A 20,824-nucleotide genomic window follows, 5' to 3' on the forward strand; every position below is an offset into this window, starting at 1 on the left:
GTCAGTGCCCGGGCAGCAGCCCGACGGAGGCCAGGATCCTCAGGAGCGGCTCGGTCTCGAAGGCGTCCCTCCATATCCAGCGCACCACCCTCATCCCGGTGGCGCGCTCCAGGCGGTTCTCCCGGAGCCGCTCCGCCTGGGCCGTCTGCCACGGGTCTGCGACGGCGAGCTGGCGGGAGTACTTCACCGCCCCGTCGAACTCGCCGATGACCCCGTGCTCGGGCCACACGAAGTCCACCCGACCCAGGAGTGATCCGTCCTGCGCGCGATAGGTCTCCTGCAGCCGCGGCAGGGGGAGGCGGTGCTCGATCATCACCGCCCGGCTCAGCGACTCGCCGACCGACTCCGAGGCGGGGTCGGCGTAGCGCAGGCACAGCGCCGCCCGGGCATTGCCGTGCCGCCTGGAGCCGGAGGCGATGACCCCGGTGAGCTCCTCGACGGTGGCCATGCCCTCGCGCAGAACGTGGTCGGCGGTGACCAGGCCGGAGCGGAAGGGCCGGCGGCGCATGAGCTCGGCGGCGGTGTGCACGGCGTCAACCACCACCAGTCCGTCCACCACCTCCACCGGGGTTGCCTCCGGGGCGGGCAGGAGGCGGGAGACGGCATTGACCTCTCCCCCACTGGCGCCCGGTGAGGCGTACTGCAGGCGATCGGGCAGGGGGCCGATCATGGGCAGTCCGTGGATGATGGCCGCGGACTCCCGGGCGAGCGCCGCCCCGGAGCCCCGTGACCGTCCGCAGGCTCGGCTGGCGCAGATGCGGGCCAGGTGCTGGAGCTCGGGGCGCAGACCCTTCCACTGGTCCCTGCGCGCATAGACGCCTCGGCGCAGGCGGATGAGGTCGGCCTGGGACCCGCGGCTGCGCCGGCTCAGGGAGTCGGCCGGCGCTCCTCGCATGACGGCGTCCTGGCGGGTGATGAGATCGAGGGGGCTGGCGATCCTGCGGTTCATGGCTCCCACGGTGCACCCGGTCATGGGTCGGCTGCAGGCGACCCATCCATCCCTGTGGATCGGCCCCGTCAAAACCTCGATTGTGGAGATCGGCATCCCGCGTGATCATGCGATTCCCGCTGGCTCACACGCTCACCGCCGGCTCAGAACGCCCGATCTGACCGGGCGGGATGCGGCTGAGCCAGCGAAACGCGGCACATAGGGCGGAGCCGGCTACGGCCCTCTAGAGTGGGGGCGTCATCGTGCACCACCGCGAGCAAGGAGCCCCATGCCCACCACCGGCGTCAGCGAGTCCCTCTTCAGCCTGGGCCTGAGCCAGGCCCTGCCCATCAGCCAGGACGCCACCACCTCGCGCGTCGTGGTCAACAACGATGTCCTGCGCACGGTCATGTTCACCTTCGACGCCGGTCAGGAGCTGACCGAGCACGCCTCCCCCAGGGCCGTGGTCGTCACCATCCTGGAGGGCGAGATGGACTTCTCCGTCGGTGGCCGCACCGAGCGCATGAGCGCCGGCGACGTCCTCTACCTGGCGCCCGACGACCGCCACGCCCTGACGGCGGTGACCGCCTGCCGCATGCAGCTGGTCATGGTGGCGGTCGGGGATCGGAGCCACGAGGGCTGAGGGATCACGCCGGCCGGGGACGCGCGGGAGGGCGCCGGCCCGCGCGTCCCCTCGCGCCCGCAGCGCGCGGCCCGCCCATCGGCGCACTCCTATCGGCGCCCCGAGCCCCGCTGCGCGGAGCCTCCGCGCCCGCCCGGGCGCGCCTAGACCATGAGGTGGGCGGTGTCGCCCAGGGCGCGCAGGACCCGGTCCTGCTCCCCGTCCTCCTCCAGCACGGTGATGCTGCCGTGCTGGGCGTGGAAGAGCATCTGGCAGCACGCCTCGATCGGGATCCTCAGCCAGGCCGCCACCACCGCGCTGAAGGCGCCCCCATGGGTGACGACGATCCGCTGGTCGACAGGGTCAGACTCGATCGTCGCCATGGCCCGGTAGGCCTGCTCCACCCACTCGCGCCGGGAGGCCACGACCTCGGCAGGCGGACCCTCCTGGCGACACGCCCGATCACCGTGATGAGCCCGGCCCAGGCCGTCCTGCCCGAGCTCCAGGGGAAGGCTTTCCGGCCGCGTCGCAGGGCCCACCGCCTCGACAGCATCTGACTCCAGAGCACCAGCGCCGCCCTGCGCCGCGATCCGCGGGGGCAGGGGCCCCATGGCGCGCAGGTCGCTGAGATAGGTGGGGCAGGCGCCGAAAGCCTCGGCGATGAGGCCCATCGTCTGAGAGTCGCGGGAGCGGTCCGAGGTGTAGAGGGCAGGGGTGACATCGAAGGGGATGAGCATCTGCAAGCGGTCGGCGACGAGCTGGGCGTCGCGGACCGCCTGGGGCGACAGGGAGGAGTCCTCGTCCTCCACCGGGGCGCCGAGGGTCTGGACCTGCTGCACGTCCTGGGGAGGTGTCACAACAAACACACGTGCCATAGAGGCATTCTTCCAAGGAGCGCGAGTACCGTCCTGGGCTGTCCGTCAGCGCCGCCAGCGCCGTCGAGTGGCTCCTATCCCCGTCATGCCGCCGATGACCGCCGCCTCAGGGCCTTGCCATCCCGGTGAAGGTGGACAATGCCATAGTCGGCGTCCGCCCCGGGTGAAGCCCTAAGTCCCAGATTCGGGCCCACCCGTCTCGGGTGCTAGGACCGCCCCAACCGCATTCCGGGAGGGTTGGGCCACCGGACGCCGTCGGGCCCCCGCACCGGAGGCGGTGCAGGGGCCCGACGGGATCGAGCGGCGGGACTCAGCCGGCGGAGGCCGCGCTGGCGGCACTGGCCGAGGAGGCGGAGGATGCCGAGGATCCCGAGCCGGCGGCCTCGACGTCGGTGGGCGAGGCGACCTCGGAGACGACCTCGGCGGCGTCGGCCTCATCGGAGCCGATGAAGGCGCTCAGGTCGACCTCCTTGCCCTCGGAGTCCTTGACGCTGACCCGGCGCAGGGCGATGGCCAGGGACTTGTTGCGGGCGATCTCGGAGACGAAGGCGGGAATCTGGCCGGCCTGCTGGGCGCCCTGGATGAACTGGGCGGGCTCGATGCCGTACTGCTGGGAGGTCTGGAACAGGAAGTCCCACAGCTCCTCCTGGCTCACGCCCACCTCGGTCTGCTCGGCCAGGACGTCGAGGATGATCTGCTCGCGCACACCATTGGCGACATCCTCACGGATCTCCTTGCCGTGCTCGTCGTCGCCCTCCTTGCCCTCGGCTTGGAGGTGCTGGGCGACCTCGTGCTCGACCACGGCCTCGGGGACCTCGAAGTCGATCTTCTCGCGCAGGCGCTCCAGGAGCGCGTCGCGGGCGGCCACGGCCTGCTCGCTGGTCTTGCGCTCGGTGATCTGGCGGCGCTGGTCCTCGCGCAGCTCCTCAACGGTGTCGAACTCCGAGGCCATCTCGGCGAACTCGTCGTCGACCTCGGGCAGCTCGCGCTGCTTGACGGCGGTGGCGGTGACCGTGACCTCGGCCTGCTCCCCCGCGTGCTCGCCGCCGGCCAGCTCGGTGGTGAAGGTGGCGGACTCATCGGTCTTCAGGCCCCGCAGGGCGGTGTCCAGGCCCTTGAGCATGTTGCCCTTGCCGATCTCGTAGGAGACGCCGGAGACCGAGTCGACCTCCTCGCCGTCGATAACGGCCTTGAGGTCGATGGTGACGAAGTCGCCGGTCTTGGCCTTGCGGCCCACCGACTTCAGAGAGCCGAAACGGGCGCGCAGATTGTCCATCTCCTCGGTCAGCTCCTCGTCGCTGACCTCGATGGCGTCCACGGACAGCTCGATGTCCTCCAGCGCGGGGATCTCGATCTCGGGGCGGACGGTGACCTCGGCGGTGAAGACCAGCTCACCGCCCGGGGCGCCCTCGACATTGGGCAGCTCGGTGATCTCGACCTCGGGCTGGAGCATAGGGATGCGCTCGGCCTCGGTGATCGCATCGCGGTAGAGGTCGGACAGCGAGTTGTTGACGGCCTCCTGGATAACGACGCCGCGGCCCACCCGCTGGTCGATGATCCGGGTGGGCACGTGCCCGGGGCGGAAGCCGGGGACCTGGATCTGGGAGCCGATCTCCTTGTAGGCGGCGTTGATGCTGGGCTGGAGCTCCTCGTAGGGGACCTCAACGGTCAGCTTGATACGGCTGGGATCGAGGTTCTCGACAGTGGTCTTCACGGGGGCTGCTCCCATAGGTTCTGAGTCGGTGGAAACGCCGGGCACCGGCGGACGCCCGTTGCCGGCGTCGATCCGTGCCATCTTAGGGCACCAGCACCGTGACAGCGACAGCGCTTTCATGAGCCTAGACACAGGTTCCGCAGGCGGCCCCGCACTCATGGCCCGGCGCCCGGCCCGGGCGGATCGGGGAACTGAGCGGGCGAACTGATCGGTGACAGCCCGAGGCCGGCCTGCGCCTCTGGTCCGCCGCTCCGGGGCGGGTCGGGCTCGCGGGCACGCAGCGGGGCGCCACCGCAGCGCCCCGGGCCCAGGGCTACGGGACGGTGGGCACCGGCACGCTGCGCCCGCCGCTGACCCGGGCCAGGACGGCCTGCGGGACGGTGGCGTCCTGGCGCACCGCGGCCAGGACGCGCTCGTGGACCTCGCGCGCCTCGGCATCATCGACGCCGGTGAAGCGGACGGTGACGCGCGGCCGCCCGGCCACGATGCCGACGTCGAAGGACTCCAGGACGGTGGTGGCCTTAACGGCACTGCGGGCCGCGGTCTCGACATCGCGCGGGTCGCGACCGGGGCGCAGGGCCGTCACGGTGAGGATCGAGCGGTAGGAGGGCATGCTTGCGAGGATAGCCTCGGGGGCGGTCGGCCATCCTCTCCCCCTGGTCCTGCCCTGGTCAGCGCAGGCCTTCCCGGCCGCAGCGCCGGTCCAGCCACCTCGGAGGCAGGGGCATCACATGGCGCAGCGGACCAGGCCTGGGAGGCGTGTCCATGCGCGACCCCATCAACGAGGCCTCCGCACGGCCTTAGGCATCGTGACACTGTGACCCCTGCGGGGCACCGACCGTGCGGTGGGCCAGCATGGTGGCAATCGCCGCAAGCGTGCCGATCGCGCCGGCGATGAGCACGGCGGGCCGCGCCCCTCCCCAGATCGCCGGGGTGCCCAGCACATTGCCGATCGCGGAGAAGGCGGAGAATCCGGCCCCCACCATCGCCCAGGCCTGCCCGAGGTGCCGCGCATCCACAGTGCTGTAGACCATGTCGCGCACACCGATGTTGTGAATCGCGTTGGCGAAGCCGCCGGCGAGGAAGACCACGGCGATGACCGCGGGCACGGCGACCGCCCCTTCGATGAGGATCGCCACCGAAACGCCCAGCCCTCCGTAGACCACGCAGGCGGCACGACTGGGCGTCAACTCATACCGCGCCCCCAGCGCGGCGCCCGCCAGCGTCCCCGCAGCCCAGCACACGAGCATGAGGGAATAGCCCACATACCCCTGGGCCACGTCCTGGAGGTAGTAGACCCCGGCGACGCCCTCGATGGAGGTCGCGGTGACCACGATGAGCACGAAGGGCAGCAGGCGCCGCACGGGGGCCGACCGCGCCACGGCCCCCAGTCCTGCCCGCACATCCGGCAGGGTGCTCCTGTCCACCTCCAACCGGCCCATGCCCGGCCCGTGCCAGGCGATGGCCAGTGCCGCGATGAGGAAGGCGAGCGCCACGGCCCCGAAGGCGACTATCCGTCCACCTCCGAAGAGCAGTGCGGCCACCGGCGGGCCCACGATGGAGGCGACCGCCCCCATCCCGACAATCCAGGAGCTCGCCCGCGACTGGGTCATGCCCTGGAGCCTGGGCAGGAAGGCGAAGGAGCCGGCGGCCACGACAACGGCGCACAGCGACTGCAGGGCGCCGCAGGCCACCACCAGCCAGGCACGGGTCGACACCGCCATCCCCAGCACGCACAGCGCGGAGGCCGCGATGGCCGAGATCCAGGCGGTTCTCCCCGTCGCGCGATCCACCAGTGAGCCGAGAATCGGGGCGAGCAGCACGGGCGGGAGCAGATTCGCCAGGACAACGCCCGTGACCCACCATGAGACGGCCAGGCGCGAGGCCGACAGCAGGAGCAGGACGTAGACCACCGAATCGCCGATGACGCTCAAAGCGATGGCGGACAGCACGAAAGCGGAGCGGCGGCTCATCATGTCCACATATCCACGAAGCAGGTGTGGAGGCCAGGCACTCGTGACCGCGGCACACTGTCAACAGCGTCGTCACGTCGAGCCGGGGCCCGAAGGAGGTGGGTCGGGCTGGCGGGATTTGAACCCGCGGCCCCCTGCTCCCAAAGCAGGTGCGCTACCAAACTGCGCCACAGCCCGGAAGAGCCGTCGGGGCCGCCGTGATCGACGACCCCGAGTAACTCTCAGAGCGGGTGACGGGAATCGAACCCGCGCAATCTGCTTGGAAGGCAGAGGCTCTACCATTGAGCTACACCCGCAAGGAGTGGGGACTGGTTGCCAGCCCCACCACCGGCCTCAGTGCTCGATGAGACCGGCCTTGTAGGCCCGCACCAGACGGCGGGGCACAGTGATCTTGCGGCCACCGATACGAATGGTGTCGAGCGTGGTGAGCTCGGCCTTCCACTGCGAACGGCGGTTGCGGGTGTTGCTGCGGGACATCTTCCGCTTGGGCACTGCCATGGAGCCGCTCCTCTCAAAGATTCTGGGGATCATCCGATCCGGCGAAAACTGGACCGAGGGACACCATAACGACTCCGGGGCTGGGGCATCCAGCCCGAAACCACTGTCGACCATGTGACATCGGTCCCGTCACCCGGCCCCGACGAGCCACCCACCGCTGGCCGCCTCCGACCCCCGCCTACCGGCCCGCCCGCCGCGACACCTCACCGGTCGGGCTCTCCCCCATGGGAGGATGAGCGAATGAGCCCGTCCCAGGCCAGCGAGCCGTTCTCCTCAGCCCGGGCACCCCTGGCCCCGGCGCGCACCGACCACCCGCAGGTCGACCTGGAGGTCAAGCGCTCCCACTTCCTGGGGCGCGCCGCCCGCGCGGACACCGAGGAGGAGGCCAGGGCCTTCATCTCCCGCATCCGCTCGACCTACCCCGACGCCCGCCACCACTGCTCGGCCTTCCTCCTGGCCCCGCAGGGCGCCCAGCCCGTGGAGCGCTCCAGCGACGACGGTGAGCCCTCGGGCACCGCGGGCCAGCCCATGCTGGAGGTCCTGCGCGGCAGTGGGGCCGTCAACGCCGTCGTGGTGGTGACCAGGTACTTCGGCGGCACCCTGCTGGGCACGGGCGGCCTGGTGCGCGCCTACTCCGAGGCCACCTCCCGAGCCCTGGCCGCGGCGTCGTGGGTAGCGCTGGGCAGTGTCCACCTGTGGGAGGTCCGGATTCCCATCGCGCAGGCCGGCCGGCTGGAGGCCGAGCTGCGGGCACTGCCCGCGCAGATGGGGATCGGCACGCAGGAGACCATCTGGGGGCCGACCCACGCCGTCCTGACCCTGACCACCACCTCCCCCGACGCCGTCACCCTGACCGAGGTCCTGGCCTCGCGCACCCAGGGGCAGGCGGTGCCCGAGCCCGCGGGCAGCCGCCTCATCGAGACCCCGACGGCGCCCCCGCCACCGTGGCCCCATAGCTGAACGCCTTCTGCTGGTTCACACGCATGCCGCCCGGTCAGAACGGACGAACCGGCCCAGCGTGATGCGAGTGACCCAGCAGAACATGCGGCGGCCGTCAAGCCGACGGCGAAACAGTGCCCACGATGCGATCCTGCAGGTCACCACACCCCAGGACGACGGTAGGGTGCCGCCAAGCGCCGTCACTCGAAGGCCGCCACGCCGGTGGCCGATGGGCGTCGTAGAGGGGCTCCATGCCCGAGCTGCACATACCGACCGAACCCCACGCCCCGTCCGGGCGGCCCTCCGGGCACCCGGAGCACGGGAGCCGGGACCGGGATGATTCGAAAGGAGGACATCATGAGGGCTGTTCCCGCCATGCCCGTCATGCGTCGCATGTCCTCCTGCTGTCGGTGTCGGTAGGGCGCCAGGCCACGATATCCAGTGCGCGCGTCGCTGCGCGCATGCCCGGCGCTCCCCGTGCAGCCCCTATCCTGCTGCCACCCCATGCGGCCGCGAACCGCACCCGGGCCCGCCTCGAACAGGTCTGGTGCCGCCGGCGCTCTCACGCCGACTCCGGGACCCCGGAGCCCCGGTGGGCACAGCCACCGATCAGACCCCGATCGGCACTGCCCTCAGGCGCTGCAACCGGCCCCGCACCGGCCCAGGCCCTGCCAGCCCGCCCACGCACGCAGAAGCAGAAGTAAAGGAATCACCATGGCCTACGCAAGCGACGTCACCGGCCTCGTCGGCAACACCCCCCTGGTCCGCATCAACCGCATCACCGACGGCGCTCCAGCCACCGTCCTGGCCAAGGTGGAGGCCTTCGAGCCGGCCTCCAGCGTCAAGGACCGCATCGCCCTGTCCATCGTGCGCGCCGCCGAGGCCTCCGGCGAGCTCAAGCCCGGGGGCACCATCATCGAGGCCACCTCCGGCAACACCGGCGTGGGCCTGGCCATGGTGGGGGCCGCCCTGGGTTACCGGGTGGTCATCACCATGCCCGAGACCTTCTCCAAGGAGCGCCGCGCCATCATGCGCGCCTTCGGCGCCGAGCTGGTGCTGACCACCGAGGGCGGCGTGGCCGGAGCGGTCAAGCGCGCCGAGGAGATCCAGGCCGCCACCCCCAACTCGATCCTGGCCTCCCAGTTCACCAATCCCGCCAACCCTAAGGTCCACCGCGAGACCACGGCCCGGGAGATCCTGGAGCAGACCGGCGGCGAGCTCGACGTCTTCGTGGCGGGCATCGGCACGGGCGGCACCCTCACCGGTGTGGGCCAGGTGCTGCGCCGGGAGAAGCCTGAGGTCAAGATCTACGGCGTCGAGCCCGCCGAGTCCCCGCTGCTGAGCGAGGGCTCCTGGTCCCCGCACAAGATCCAGGGCATGGGCCCCAACATCATTCCCGAGGTCCTGGACCAGCAGGTCTGGGACGAGCTGCTCCACATCAGCTCGGAGCAGTCCATCGCCTACGCCCGCCGCGCCGCCGCCGAGGAGGGGCTGCTGGTGGGCATCTCCTCCGGCGCCGCACTGGCGGCGGCCGCCGAGCTGGCCAAGCGCCCCGAGTTCGAGGGCAAGACGATCGTCACGGTCCTGCCCGACACCGGGGAGCGCTACCTGTCCACGGTGCTGTTCCAGGACCTGCTCAACTAAAGCCACGGGCCCGTGGTGCCCGCCCTCACGCTCAGGGCGGGCACCACGGGCGTGCCGCACCGGTCGGCCTCGTCCCACCATCGAGGAGAACACCATGCCCAAGCCGCCCAGACCGGCCACGCCGATACGCCGCCTGCTGGAGCAGGCCCGCGGCGACCTGGCCGCCGCACGCAGGCGCGACCCCGCGGCGCGCTCCAGCCTGGAGGTCGCCCTGCTCTACCCCGGGGTGCATGCCCTGTGGGCCTACCGCGCCGCCCACCAGCTGTGGAACCGCGGACACCACTTCTCGGCGCGCGCACTGGCCCAGATCGCCCGGGGCGCCACCGGTATCGAGATCCACCCGGCCGCCAGGATCGGCGAGCGCTTCTTCATCGACCACGGCATGGGCGTGGTCATCGGTGAGACCGCGGAGGTGGGCGACGACGTCCTCATGTTCCACGGCGTCACCCTGGGCGGAGTCTCGATGAACCCGGGCAAGCGCCACCCCACCATCGGCAATAACGTGCAGATCGGGGCCGGGGCCAAGGTCCTGGGGCCGGTGACGGTGGAGGACGGCGCCAAGATCGGTGCCAATGCCGTGCTGGTCAAGAACCTTCCCCAGGGGCATGTGGCCGTGGGCGTGCCCAGTCGGGCCCGCGATCCGCGCACGGATCCCGAGCTCATGCTCGACCCCACCATCTACATCTGAGCGTCTCTGATGAAGGAGGGCTCCGGGCGGCTCAGCGCAGGACCACGCCGGTGGCCAGGTCGCGCAGGCGGCGGAAGACCGCGCCGCCCGAGGCCCGCGATCCGTTGTGCTCGTACTCGCTGGTGATCCAGGTGCGCAGGCCCGGGATCAGGGAGGCGGTCTCCAGGGACAGCGCCATGGGCACGAAGACGTCCCGGGCGTAGACGGCGGCCGCGCTGGGAACCTGCGCGGCTCTCAGGGAGTCCTCCTCATAGAGGCGCGGCCACTCCTGCTCGGCCAGGAGGTCGGCGACCTCCAGCCAGGGGGCGAGCAGGGGGTCCTCGGCCAGATGGGGGTGGCTGAGGTGCTCGCCGGTGAGCAGGGTGGGGTCCTGGGCGAAGGCCGCCGGCAGGCCGCGCTCAGCGGCCCAGGCGGTCACCCCGCCATCGGCCCAGCAGGACTCGTGAACGACGGCGTAGAGCGGGTTGCGGGCGCCGAAGGGCAGCATCCCGGCCAGGTCGTGGCGGAAGCGCGCGGAGGCCGGGTCGGCCTCCAGGAGGTGGTGGAGGGCGTCGATGCCGCCGCTGGCGCCCAGGGCGATGCCGATGCCGCGCAGGCGGGCCGGGCCCACCGGGTGGCCCTCGGGGGTGAGGATCTCGCCGCGGGCGGCGGCCTCCATGAGGGCGGCCATCCGGTCGCGGTCGGCGGGGTGACGGGCGTAGTAGTCCTCACTGGCCGCCCGCATCGCCTCGAAGGTCAGGGCGTAGACCTCCTCGATGCCGTGGCCCACGGCGGGCAGGCCGCCGGTGAGGTAGGCGTGCTCCAGGCTGCCGGCATGGGCCGAGAGGTAGCGGGTGACGCAGAAGCCCCCGAAGGACTGGCCCGCCACGCTCCAGCGCTCCAGGCCCAGGCCGCGACGCAGGTCCTCGCAGTCCTCCACGATCTCATCGGCGCGCATATGGGTGAGCAGGCGGGCCGTGCCGGCGGCCTCCCCTCCGGCGTCGGGGCGGTCGATGGGGGTGGAGGCGCCGGTGCCGCGCTGGTCGACCAGGATGAGGCGGTGGTGCTCCAGGACGGCGCCCAGCCATCCCAGGCCGGCATCGGCGCTGGGGCGCGGTGCCTCGAATCCCGGTCCGCCCTGGAGGAAGACCAGTGGCGGTTTGGCGGTCGGGTCCTCGCCGGCCAGTGCGACCTCCCGGGCGTAGAGGGTCAGGGTCAGCCCGCCGTCGGGCATGCGGTCCCCCTGGCCGCTGCGGTCCAGGGGGACGGCCAGGCGGTGCTCGCGGGTGAGGAGCCCGGCGGTGGCCGTGGACCAGGCGGTGGAGTGCAGGAGCGAGGCGGGCGAGGTCGTCATGGACGCACTCTAGGTCGACAGCGCTCAGCGGGCCTGGCAGCGCGGGCACCAGAAGAGACGGCGCCCGGCCACCTCCTTCTCGGCGATGGGCGTCCCGCAGCGCAGGCAGGGCCGGCCGGTGCGGTGGTAGACGTACCAGCGCCCGGCCTCCTGGTCGCCCGAGGGCAGAGGCTCGGGCACATCCTGCTCATCGACGGTGGTGATGAAGCCGGTGTCCACCCCGTACTCCATGAGCGGCCTGAGGTCCTCCCAGATGGCGCGCAGGCGCTGCTCGCTGACCCGGTTGCCGGGGCGGAAGGGGCTGGTCCCGGTGCGGAAGAGCGTCTCGGCGCGGTAGATGTTGCCGGCTCCTGCCAGGACCGACTGGTCCATGAGCAGCTCGCCCACGGCCTTGCGCCGGCGCCGCGCCGCGGAGACGAAGGCCTGCGCATCCCCGTCGGGGCGCAGCGGGTCGGGGCCCAGGCGTCGCCGCACGGCTGCCACCCCCTCGGCGTCGAGCAGCTCGCAGGCGGCGGGCCCGGTGAGGTCGGCGACGCCGTGCTCGCCCTGGAGCCGCAGGCGCACCGCCCCGCGCGGCTCGGGCGGCTGCCATGGCAGCGGCGCCGGGGCGGCAGGATCCCCCGGCACAGCGACGCCCTCAGGCCCGGCCTGGGGATCCTCGCCCCTGAGACCGGACAGGGCCGAGCCCCCACCGCGGGCCAGCGCGTACTCGCCCCGCTCCCCCACCCGCCGCCGGGGCGCGCCGATGGCGTGGGGCGCGGTGAACTGGCTGTCCCCGTCGAAGGTCCAGGAGCCGTAGAGGCCCAGGTGGATGCGCAGCCAGGTGACGGCCTCATCATCCACGGCGAGGTCGGCCTGCGGGCCGAAGGGGACGAAGAGGTGCTTGCCGTGGGCCTGGGCCCCGAGCATGACCTGCCCGTCGAGGCGCTCGGCGCCTGCGGCGAAGCGGCCCTGCGGGGAGGAGGCTCGCAGCGGCTGCCCGCCGTAGAGCTCGCTCAGGGCAGCGGCGAGGCGGTGGATGGTATGGCCCTCGGGCATCGGCCGGGGCCCTCAGTCCTGGGAGTCGGCAGGGTCCTGCGGTGCGGCCGGCGCGGGGGCCTGGGCGGCCCCCAGCCCGTCATGGGCGCGCAGTTCGTAGTCGGCCAGCTGGGCGATGCGGCGCGTGTGCCGCTCATCACCGCTGAAGGGCTCGGCGATGAAGGCATCGATGATCTCCAGGCCGCGGTCCAGGGAGTGCATGCGCCCTCCCAGGGCCACCACATTGGCGTTGTTGTGCTGGCGGGCGAGCTGGGCGGTCTCCACCGACCACGCCAGGGCGGCGCGCACGCCGTCGACCTTGTTGGCGGCGATCTGCTCACCGTTGCCGCTGCCGCCCAGGACAACGCCCAAGCTCCCGGCGTCGGCCACCACGGCCTCGCCGCAGGCCAGGCAGAAGGCGGGGTAGTCGTCCTGGGGGTCGTAGACGAAGGCGCCGTGGTCGATGACCTCGTGCCCGCGCCCCGTCAGGTGCTCGCTGAGGGCGGCCTTGAACTCGAAGCCCGCATGGTCGGAGGCGATGTGGATACGCATGTCAGGGATTGTGCCTCACGCGAACACCTGCGCGCAGCAGCGGGGCCGTGAGGTCCGTCCTGCTCGCAGGGCGCTAGCGTGGCGCCATGACTGACGCCCCCGCCTCCCCCGCCTCGTCCTCCTCCCACCGAACCGGCAACCCGACGGCGCCGGCCGGGGCCGCCGAGTCCTCAGGAGAGTCGCGGGCGATCGCCGGGGTGCTGGAGACCAGTGCCGTCGACGACGCCGTACGCCCCCAGGACGACCTGTACCGCTACGTCAACGGATCCTGGCTGGCCACGGCCGAGATCCCCGCCGACCGGCCCGGCACCGGCGCCTTCATCGCCCTGCGCGACGCCTCGGAGGAGGCCTGCCGCGAGATCGTCGAGGAGGCGGCCCGCCAGGTGCAGGACTCCGGCGCGCAGGCTCCGGCCGCATCGAATAGCGAGCGGATCGGCGCCCTGTATGCCTCCTTCATGGATGAGGAGCGCATCGAGTCCCTGGGCACCGCCCCCCTGGAGGCCGATCTCGCCCCGGTGCTGGAGGCCTCGACCAAGGAGGAGCTGGCCCGGGCCCTGGGGGCCATGATCGCCACCGGCTTCACCGGTGTCATCGACGCCGCCGTGGAGGTGGACCTCAACGACCCGCAGCGCTACACCACCTGGATCGGGCAGTCGGGGCTCGGCCTTCCCGACGAGTCCTACTACCGCGAGGAGGCCCAGGCCGAGCTGAGGCGGGCCTACACGGCGCATGTGGCCAGGATGCTGGGGCTGGCGGGCCTGCCCCAGCGCCTGGGCGCCCCGGCCGAGGATCTGGCCGGTCGGATCATGGCCCTGGAGACGGCGCTGGCCAAGGGGCACTGGGACCGGGTGGCCTGCCGTGACATCGAGAGGATGAACAACCCGATGTCCTGGCAGGAGGCGGCGGACTCGGCCCCGGGCCTTCCCTGGCGGGAGTGGCGCGCGGGGGTGGAGCAGGCAGCCGCCGCGGCCGGCGTGGAGCACACGCGCCTGCTCGATGAGGCCATCGTCACCCAGCCCGACTACCTGCCGCATGCCGCGGGCGTGTGGGAGTCCACCGACCTGGAGGACCTCAGGGCCTGGGCGGCGTGGCACGTGGTCCACGGCCGGGCCTCCCTGCTGCCGGCGGCCTTCGTGGAGGAGAGCTTCGAGTTCTACGGGCGCACCCTCCAGGGCACCGATGAGCTGCGGCCGCGCTGGAAGCGGGGGGTGGGCCTGGTGGAGTCCTGCCTGGGCGAGGCCCTGGGGGAGCTGTACGTCGAGCGCCACTTCCCCGCCCCGCACAAGGAGGCCATGGAGGAGCTGGTGGCCCGCCTCATCGAGGCCTACCGCGAGTCCATCTCCTCCCTGGAGTGGATGAGCCGGACCACCCGCGAGCGGGCCCTGGAGAAGCTGGCCCTGTTCACCCCCAAGATCGGCTACCCGGTCAAGTGGCGGGACTACTCCGCCGTGGTGGTGACCCCGGGCGATGTCATGTCCTCGGTGCGCAGTGTGGAGGCCGCGGACCTGGCCCGGGCCCTGGACAAGCTCACCGGCCCGGTGGACCGCGATGAGTGGCATATGACGCCCCAGACGGTCAACGCCTACTACAACCCGACGATGAATGAGATCGTCTTCCCCGCCGCGATCCTCCAGCCGCCCTTCTTCGACCCGCAGGCCGACGACGCCGTCAACTACGCGGGCATCGGCGCGGTCATCGGCCACGAGATCGGGCACGGCTTCGATGACCAGGGCTCGACCTTCGATGGGACCGGGAAGGTCAGCGACTGGTGGACCCCCGAGGACCGGGAGGCCTTCACCGAGCGCACCCGGGCCCTCATCGCTCAGTACGACGCCTACCGCCCCGCCCAGCTGGTGGAGCGCGCCGAGGCCGCCGGTACCCCCGCCCAGGAGGTGCCCCATGTCAATGGCGCCCTGACCATCGGGGAGAACATCGGCGACCTGGGCGGCCTGGGCATCGCCCTGAAGGCCTACCGCCTGGCACTGGCCGCGAAGGGCATCGAGTCGGTGGACCAGGCCCCGGTCATCGAGGGGCTGACCGCCATGGAGCGCTTCTTCTACTCCTGGGCGCGCATCTGGCGCTCGAAGAACCGCGAGGACTATGCCGAGCTGCTGCTGACCATCGACCCGCACTCCCCCGCGGAGTTCCGCTGCAACGGGATCGTGCGCAATATGGACGCCTTCTACGAGGCCTTCGACCTGGGCCCCGACGACGCCCTGTGGCTGGACCCCGACAAGCGGGTCTCCATCTGGTGAGCCGGCCGGCCCGGTGAACGGGCCGGCCCGCGACGCGCCCGGGAGGCACTCGGGCCGGTGCCGGCTCCCAGGGGGAGCCGCGTGTGCCGTCCCAGGGCCCGCGCATGCCTCCACCGCACCCCGGAGGCAAGGCATTCATCCCCTGACCAGCGCCGTTCCCATTCGAAGGCGCTCCCGGCCGAGCCTTACCGGACCGCGCCACGACGCCGCAAGCCGCAGGCATCCGAGGAAGATCACATTTTCATCACCGTCAAAGATGGCGCGCCCCGGGGGTTTCGCGCTAGCCTCGTCGTGATCACAGCAACGTCACGATCCCGTTCGAGGCGTAGCCCGCACTAGAACCCAACAGAACCCAATCCCACCCTTGGAGGTCTCAATGCGTCCCGGACGCCCCCTCATCGCCGTCAGCGTCGGCGCCACCATCCTCGGCGCCTCCCTTGTCGCTGCGCCGGCCCTGGCCGACGAGTCCACATCCACTGACAGCCAGTTCGACATCACGAGTGTCAACAATGTCCTCAACCCCGCGGACACCGCGCTGGCCGTCTCCGGCGTCGGCTGCACCGGGGAGAACGCCACCGTCGGCGTGGCCCTGCTGCCCCCTGGCAGCAATGACGTCTCCGGCGGCGTGACCGTGACGCCCGCCGCGGACGGCTCCTGGAGCACCACCCTGGACGTTGCCGCAGCCATCAAGGCCAGCGGCGGCGACCCGAACCAGGACGGCTGGCACATCGCCGCCGCCTGCGGTACCTACAGCGGTCTGACCGGCACCGACGCCGAGGGCGTCGTCTTCGACACCACCGAGGTCACCGGCAGCTACACCATCGAGGGCGAGGCCGGAGCCCAGACCATCAGCGTGAAGGTCGGCGGCTTCTCCAACGGCGAGACCGCCACCGTCACCCTCAACACGGTTGAGGACGGCGCCGTCGTGGCCACCCTGGGCAGCATCACCATCGACGAGAACGGCGATGGCAGCGGCTCCTTCTCCGCCCCCACGGACGTGCCCGACGGCACCTACCGCCTGGTCATCACCGGCAGCCGCTACGGCGAGTCGGCCAACTCGATCAAGCTCATCCAGGTCTCCGGTGGCACCTACAGCGCCGTGGAGGACGGCACCGGCACCGGCTCCCAGGGCAATGACGGCACCGTGGGCTCCACCGGTACCGCCGCCGCCCAGCAGCCCGCCTCCGCCCAGGGCAACGGCGCCACCGTCTCGGTGACCGCCGGCGCCACCCAGGCCGCCGCCCCCGCCCGGGGCGACTCGGCCCTGGCCCGCACCGGTGCCAACGGCATGCTCTTCGGCGGCATCGCCCTGGCCCTGGTGGCCATCGGTGGCGGCGTGCTCTACGTCCGTCGTCGCAAGGCCTGAGAAGCCTGCATGATGCTGGGATGACCCAGACGTCCACTTCCTCCGCCGGGGAGGGCACGCCCACCGTGCCCTCCCCGGCGGAGTTCTCATCCCGTTCCTCCTCCCCCAGCGCACAGGGAACGCCCCGCCGCCACTGGTCGCCGCCCCCTGGCTGGTCCCGACGACGGCGCCTGGGGCTCATCGTCGTCGGCCTCGTCCTGGCCCTGGTGGTCGCGGTCTGCACCGACCTCGCGGTCCTCTCGCGCCGGCCCCAGCGGGTGGAGGTGGCCCTGCCCCGGCCCACCGCCCAGGCCTCCGCCTCCCCCCAGACCTGGCTCATCCTGGGCCTGGACTCCCGCGAGACAGTGCCCGCGGGCCCCAACCACTACGGCACCACCGCCGAGGTGGAGGGCTCCCGGGCCGATATCATCGCCCTGGTCCGGCCCGGCGAGCAGGGACTGTCCGTGCTCACCCTCCCCCGCGAGCTGACCGCCGGCGCCCCCGGCGGTCAGCTGGAGCGACTGGCCACCAGCTACCTGCACGGCCCCCAGTACACCGTCGACCTCCTGTGCAGCGCCCTGGGGGTGACCACCACCCACCTGGTGACCATCGACATGGCCCAGTTCGCCGCGATCATCGACTCCCTGGGCGGCGTGGAGGTCGAGATCCCCGAGCCCGTGCGGGACGGCTACTCCGGTCTGGACCTGCCCCAGGCGGGGCGCCAGCGACTGGACGGTATCCAGGCCCTGGCCCTGGTCCGCTCCCGCCACCCCGAGGTCCTGCGCGGAGGCTCCTGGACGCCCCTGGACGAGGCCGAGGGGAACCAGCGTCGCAGCGAGTCGACCTCCACCGTCATGACGGCGATGCTCAGCGCCCTGAGTGACGGCTCGGCCAACCCGTGGACGATGCGCACACGGATCCACCAGATCGCCTCCCACCTCTCCCTCGATGAGGGCACCGGCACCCTGGACCTGCTCTCCCTGGCTCGCTCGGCCTCCCGCGCCCACCGCGCCGGCACCCTCACGGTGGAGGGCCTGCCCCTGCCCATCCAGGCCGGCAGCGTGATGGCCTTCCCCGATGAGCGCAGCCACGAGGTCCTCGCCCAGCACGGCTACACCCGCGGGGCCTGCACCCCGGCCACGCCTTAGCCGCGCTTGCCCGGGGGTTGTCAACGCGGTCGGCCGGTACTGGGCCGTCGAGACCGGTGAGGCCGGGCCCGCCGGGGCGGGACGGGCGCAGTGCGACGCGACGCCCCGGGGTGGCGGGCCGGGGCCGGCGGTGTTTCACCCCGGGCGGGAGCGGTGAGACAATCGGCGACGGCTCCGGCCCCGACTCCCGCGCCGGTGCGGCAGACCCGGCCGAGCCATCCCATCGACCCCTATCGAGGAGCACACATGCCCGGTCAGAACCTGACCCGCGACGAGGCCGTCGCACGCGCCGCCACCGTCACCACCACCAGCTACGACGTCGTCCTGGACCTCACGCGCGGCGAGCAGACCTTCAGCTCCACCACCACCGCGCGCTTCAGCGCCACCCCCGGCGGCTCCACCTTCATCGACCTCATCGCCGAGGAGGTCCACCGCATCGTCCTCAACGGCCGCGTCCTGGACCCCCAGGAGGTCTACGCCGACTCGCGCATCGCCCTGGAGGACTTGGCGCAGGACAACGTGCTCGTCGTGGAGGCCGACTGCTCCTACATGCACACCGGTGAGGGGCTCCACCGCTTCACCGACCCCGCCGACGGCCAGACCTACCTCTACACCCAGTTCGAGGTGCCCGACTCCCGCCGCGTCTACGCCGTCTTCGAGCAGCCCGACCTCAAAGCCTCCTTCACCTTCACCGTCACCGTCCCGCGCCCCTGGACCGTCCTGTCCAACTCCCCCACGCCCGAGCCCACCGACGCCGGGCCGGAGGCCCACACCTTCGCCTTCGCCCCCACCGAGCGCATGAGCTCCTACATCACCGCGATCGTGGCCGGGCCGTACGAGGGGGTCAGGGACGAGTACGTGGCCGACGACGGCCGCGTCATCCCCCTGGGCGTCTACTGCCGCGCCAGCCTGACCCAGCACATGGATTCGGCCGAGATCCTGGAGATCACCAAGAAGGGCTTCGCCTACTACGAGGAGCTGTTCGGCACCCCCTACGCCTTCACCAAGTACGACCAGATCTTCGTGCCCGAGTTCAATGCCGGGGCCATGGAGAACGCCGGCTGCGTGACCCACCGCGATGACTACATCTTCCGCTCCCGGCCGGTTGAGGCCCGCGTGGAGCGGCGCGCCGTGACGATCCTCCACGAGCTGGCCCACATGTGGTTCGGCGACATGGTGACGATGAAGTGGTGGAACGACCTGTGGCTCAACGAGTCCTTCGCCGAGTACACCTCCACCCTGGCCACCGCCGAGACCACGCGCTGGTCGGATGCCTGGACCACCTTCCAGACCATTGAGAAGGGCTGGGCCTACAACCAGGACCAGCTCTCCTCCACCCACCCCGTGGCCGCCGAGATCAACGACCTGCACGACGTCGAGGTCAACTTCGACGGCATCACCTATGCCAAGGGCGCCTCGGTGCTGGCCGCCCTCGTGGGCTACGTGGGCCGGGAGAACTTCTTCACCGGGATCAAGAACTACCTGGCCGCCCACGCCTACGCCAACGCCGAGCTGACCGACCTGCTGGCCGAGCTCGAGGCCGTCTCGGGACGCGACCTGTCGGCCTGGACCCGGGTCTGGCTCCAGGAGGCGGGGGTGACCACGCTGCGCACCGAGCTCGCGCTCACCGACGGGCTGGTCTCCCAGGCCGCCATCCGCCAGGAGATCCCCGAGGGCTCCCCGGCCTCGCTGCGCCCCCACCGCGTGGTCCTGGGCCTCTACAGCCTCACCGGCCAGGGCGAGCAGGCCCGCCTGGAGCGCACCGGGCGCGTGGAGCTCGACGTCGACGGCGAACTGACACCGGTGCCCCAGCTGGTCGGCTCGCCCCGCCCTGACGTCGTCGTCCTCAACGACGAGGACCTCACCTACGCCAAGGCCCGCCTCGATGAGGACTCCCTGCGCCTGGGCCTGGAGCACATCGAGGCCTTCACCGACTCCCTGCCGCGCTCGGTGGTGCTGGCCTCGGCCTGGGACATGGTCCGCGACGGCGAGCTGGCCTCCTCGCGGTTCATCCAGGCGGCCCTGCGCGCCCTGGAGGTCGAGGAGCACTCCTCGGTGCTCCAGGGGCTGCTCAGCCGGATCGCCACCTGCCTGTCGGCCTACCTGCCCCCGCAGCGGCGCCGCGAGCTGGCCGCCCCCACCGCCCAGGGCCTGCTGGACCTGGCCCGTGCGGCCCGGCCCGGCAGCGACAAGCAGCTCCAGCTCGTGCGCGCCGTGGCCGCCCACGCCACGACCCCCGACCAGCTCGAGGCGGTGGCCGGCATCCTGGAGGGCACGGCGGTGCTGGAGGGCCTGGCCGTGGACCAGGACCTGCGCTGGGAGCTGCTCATCGGCCTGGTGGCCGCCGGGCGCTACGGCCAGGAGCAGATCGAGGCCGAGGCCGAGCGGGATGTGACCACCACGGGTCGCGAGCGCGCCGCCGAGGCCCGGGCCTCCATCCCCACCCCCCAGGCCAAGGAGGCCACGTGGCGCGAGCTGGTGGACAACGCCTCCATGCCCAATGAGACGCAGGTGCGCGTCCTGCGGGGCCTGACCAATGTGGGGCGCAGCCCCGAGCTGCTCGTCCCCTACATCGCCGAGTACGTGCGCGAGGCCGAGGGGATCTGGGAGTCGCGGACCTTCCACATGGCCGAGAACCTGCTCAGCGGTCTGTGGTCCTCGGCCACGGTGGGCCTGGAGGGGGCCGACCCCATCGGCGCGCTGCGCGCCTGGCTGTCCGAGCACGAGCAGGCGCCGGCCGCGCTGCGTCGCACCGTGCGCGAGAATCTGGATGCGGCTGAGCGCACGGCCAGGGCCCAGCAGGCGGAGACGGAGCTGCGGTGAGCCTGAGCATCCTGGCGCCCGTGAGCGGCGTGGTGGTGGGCATCGCCGAGGTCCCCGATCCGGTCTTCTCCGGCCGTCTCCTGGGACCGGGCCTGGCCATCGCGCCCGAGCGGGCGCCGGGATGCTCCCCGGCCCTGGCACCAGTGGGAGGCGCCGTCTCCTCCCTCCACCCCCATGCCTTCGTCATCACCGCTCCCGATGGGCGCGAGGTCCTGGTCCACCTGGGCCTGGAGACGGTGGGGCTGGAGGGCCGGCACTTCGAGGTCCTGGCCCACCGCGGTCAGGAGGTCGAGGCGGGCCGACCGGTGGTCTCCTGGTCCCCGGCGGCGGTGGAGGCCGCGGGTCTTAACCCGATCGTGCCCCTGGTGGCCTTGGGTGGTCGGGAGCGCGACCTGAGCCTGCCCGGACCGGGAACGCGGGTCCGGGCGGGCCAGGCCCTGCTGCGCTGGGGCTAGGAGCCGGGAGCCCGG

Annotated in this window: 18 protein-coding genes and 2 tRNA genes; 9 read left to right on the top strand and 11 right to left on the bottom strand. The window is 72.0% G+C overall.

Going from position 1 to position 20,824, the window contains the following annotated elements:
- Position 1: 1 nt before the first annotated feature.
- Complete coding sequence (locus MANAM107_RS01270) at positions 2 to 949, bottom strand: hypothetical protein (RefSeq protein WP_223910112.1); 948 nt, start codon at positions 947 to 949, stop codon at positions 2 to 4.
- Positions 950 to 1,217: 268 nt separating this feature from the next.
- Here MANAM107_RS01270 and MANAM107_RS01275 point away from each other — a divergent pair, with 268 nt between their 5' ends.
- Positions 1,218 to 1,571: a cupin domain-containing protein gene (locus MANAM107_RS01275; RefSeq protein ID WP_223910115.1), complete on the top strand. Its 354-nt coding sequence runs from the start codon at positions 1,218 to 1,220 to the stop codon at positions 1,569 to 1,571.
- A gap of 143 nt (positions 1,572 to 1,714) precedes the next feature.
- Here MANAM107_RS01275 and MANAM107_RS01280 read toward each other — a convergent pair whose 3' ends face one another.
- From MANAM107_RS01280 to rpmF, 7 genes are all read right to left on the bottom strand, one after another.
- Positions 1,715 to 2,425, bottom strand: a complete 711-nt coding sequence (locus tag MANAM107_RS01280) for a histidine phosphatase family protein (RefSeq protein WP_223910118.1) — start codon at positions 2,423 to 2,425, stop codon at positions 1,715 to 1,717.
- Positions 2,426 to 2,735: 310 nt separating this feature from the next.
- Complete coding sequence (tig, locus tag MANAM107_RS01285) at positions 2,736 to 4,139, bottom strand: trigger factor (protein WP_223910120.1); 1,404 nt, start codon at positions 4,137 to 4,139, stop codon at positions 2,736 to 2,738.
- A 313-nt stretch (positions 4,140 to 4,452) separates the two neighbouring features.
- Positions 4,453 to 4,752 (bottom strand): FMN-dependent dehydrogenase, encoded by a 300-nt coding sequence (locus tag MANAM107_RS01290; RefSeq protein WP_223910123.1) that lies wholly within the window; start codon positions 4,750 to 4,752, stop codon positions 4,453 to 4,455.
- Positions 4,753 to 4,939: 187 nt separating this feature from the next.
- The gene (locus tag MANAM107_RS01295; protein ID WP_223910126.1) at positions 4,940 to 6,112 is read right to left on the bottom strand and encodes an MFS transporter; all 1,173 of its coding nucleotides are present in this window, start codon (positions 6,110 to 6,112) and stop codon (positions 4,940 to 4,942) included.
- A 103-nt stretch (positions 6,113 to 6,215) separates the two neighbouring features.
- Positions 6,216 to 6,289, bottom strand: a tRNA-Pro gene (locus tag MANAM107_RS01300).
- Positions 6,290 to 6,337: 48 nt separating this feature from the next.
- Positions 6,338 to 6,408: transfer RNA gene (locus MANAM107_RS01305), tRNA-Gly, on the bottom strand.
- Between the two features lie 37 nt (positions 6,409 to 6,445).
- Complete coding sequence (gene rpmF, locus MANAM107_RS01310; RefSeq protein WP_179899546.1) at positions 6,446 to 6,610, bottom strand: 50S ribosomal protein L32; 165 nt, start codon at positions 6,608 to 6,610, stop codon at positions 6,446 to 6,448.
- A gap of 240 nt (positions 6,611 to 6,850) precedes the next feature.
- Here rpmF and MANAM107_RS01315 point away from each other — a divergent pair, with 240 nt between their 5' ends.
- The 3 genes from MANAM107_RS01315 (at position 6,851) to cysE (ending at position 9,881) form a co-directional block, all read left to right on the top strand.
- Positions 6,851 to 7,570 carry an IMPACT family protein gene (locus MANAM107_RS01315; protein WP_223910129.1) on the top strand — a complete coding sequence of 240 codons (720 nt, stop codon included), beginning with the start codon at positions 6,851 to 6,853 and terminating at the stop codon, positions 7,568 to 7,570.
- Between the two features lie 693 nt (positions 7,571 to 8,263).
- Positions 8,264 to 9,193: a cysteine synthase A gene (gene cysK / locus MANAM107_RS01320; protein WP_223910132.1), complete on the top strand. Its 930-nt coding sequence runs from the start codon at positions 8,264 to 8,266 to the stop codon at positions 9,191 to 9,193.
- A 94-nt stretch (positions 9,194 to 9,287) separates the two neighbouring features.
- A complete protein-coding gene (gene cysE, locus MANAM107_RS01325) occupies positions 9,288 to 9,881 on the top strand; it encodes a serine O-acetyltransferase (protein ID WP_179900730.1) in 594 nt (197 codons plus the stop codon).
- A gap of 31 nt (positions 9,882 to 9,912) precedes the next feature.
- Here cysE and MANAM107_RS01330 read toward each other — a convergent pair whose 3' ends face one another.
- Genes MANAM107_RS01330 through MANAM107_RS01340 form a run of 3 tightly spaced genes read right to left on the bottom strand, consistent with a single transcriptional unit; the run spans position 9,913 to position 12,783 of the window.
- A complete protein-coding gene (locus MANAM107_RS01330; protein WP_223910135.1) occupies positions 9,913 to 11,214 on the bottom strand; it encodes an alpha/beta fold hydrolase in 1,302 nt (433 codons plus the stop codon).
- 24 nt (positions 11,215 to 11,238) lie between these two features.
- Positions 11,239 to 12,252 (bottom strand): Fpg/Nei family DNA glycosylase, encoded by a 1,014-nt coding sequence (locus MANAM107_RS01335; protein WP_223910138.1) that lies wholly within the window; start codon positions 12,250 to 12,252, stop codon positions 11,239 to 11,241.
- A gap of 12 nt (positions 12,253 to 12,264) precedes the next feature.
- Positions 12,265 to 12,783 carry a ribose-5-phosphate isomerase gene (locus tag MANAM107_RS01340; protein ID WP_223910141.1) on the bottom strand — a complete coding sequence of 173 codons (519 nt, stop codon included), beginning with the start codon at positions 12,781 to 12,783 and terminating at the stop codon, positions 12,265 to 12,267.
- A gap of 86 nt (positions 12,784 to 12,869) precedes the next feature.
- Here MANAM107_RS01340 and MANAM107_RS01345 point away from each other — a divergent pair, with 86 nt between their 5' ends.
- The 5 genes from MANAM107_RS01345 (at position 12,870) to MANAM107_RS01365 (ending at position 20,809) form a co-directional block, all read left to right on the top strand.
- On the top strand, positions 12,870 to 15,038 hold the full coding sequence (locus tag MANAM107_RS01345; RefSeq protein WP_223910144.1) for a M13 family metallopeptidase: 2,169 nt from the start codon (positions 12,870 to 12,872) through the stop codon (positions 15,036 to 15,038).
- Positions 15,039 to 15,414: 376 nt separating this feature from the next.
- The gene (locus MANAM107_RS13005; RefSeq protein WP_263421909.1) at positions 15,415 to 16,404 is read left to right on the top strand and encodes an LPXTG cell wall anchor domain-containing protein; all 990 of its coding nucleotides are present in this window, start codon (positions 15,415 to 15,417) and stop codon (positions 16,402 to 16,404) included.
- Between the two features lie 20 nt (positions 16,405 to 16,424).
- Complete coding sequence (locus tag MANAM107_RS01355; RefSeq protein ID WP_223910147.1) at positions 16,425 to 17,531, top strand: LCP family protein; 1,107 nt, start codon at positions 16,425 to 16,427, stop codon at positions 17,529 to 17,531.
- Positions 17,532 to 17,777: 246 nt separating this feature from the next.
- Positions 17,778 to 20,354, top strand: a complete 2,577-nt coding sequence (pepN, locus tag MANAM107_RS01360) for an aminopeptidase N (RefSeq protein WP_223910150.1) — start codon at positions 17,778 to 17,780, stop codon at positions 20,352 to 20,354.
- Positions 20,351 to 20,809 carry a PTS sugar transporter subunit IIA gene (locus tag MANAM107_RS01365; RefSeq protein ID WP_223910153.1) on the top strand — a complete coding sequence of 153 codons (459 nt, stop codon included), beginning with the start codon at positions 20,351 to 20,353 and terminating at the stop codon, positions 20,807 to 20,809. Before pepN ends, MANAM107_RS01365 begins: the two co-directional genes overlap by 4 nt.
- The last annotated feature ends 15 nt before the right edge of the window (positions 20,810 to 20,824 follow it).

Source organism: Actinomyces capricornis (assembly GCF_019974135.1).
Taxonomy (GTDB): Bacteria; Actinomycetota; Actinomycetes; order Actinomycetales; family Actinomycetaceae; genus Actinomyces; species Actinomyces capricornis.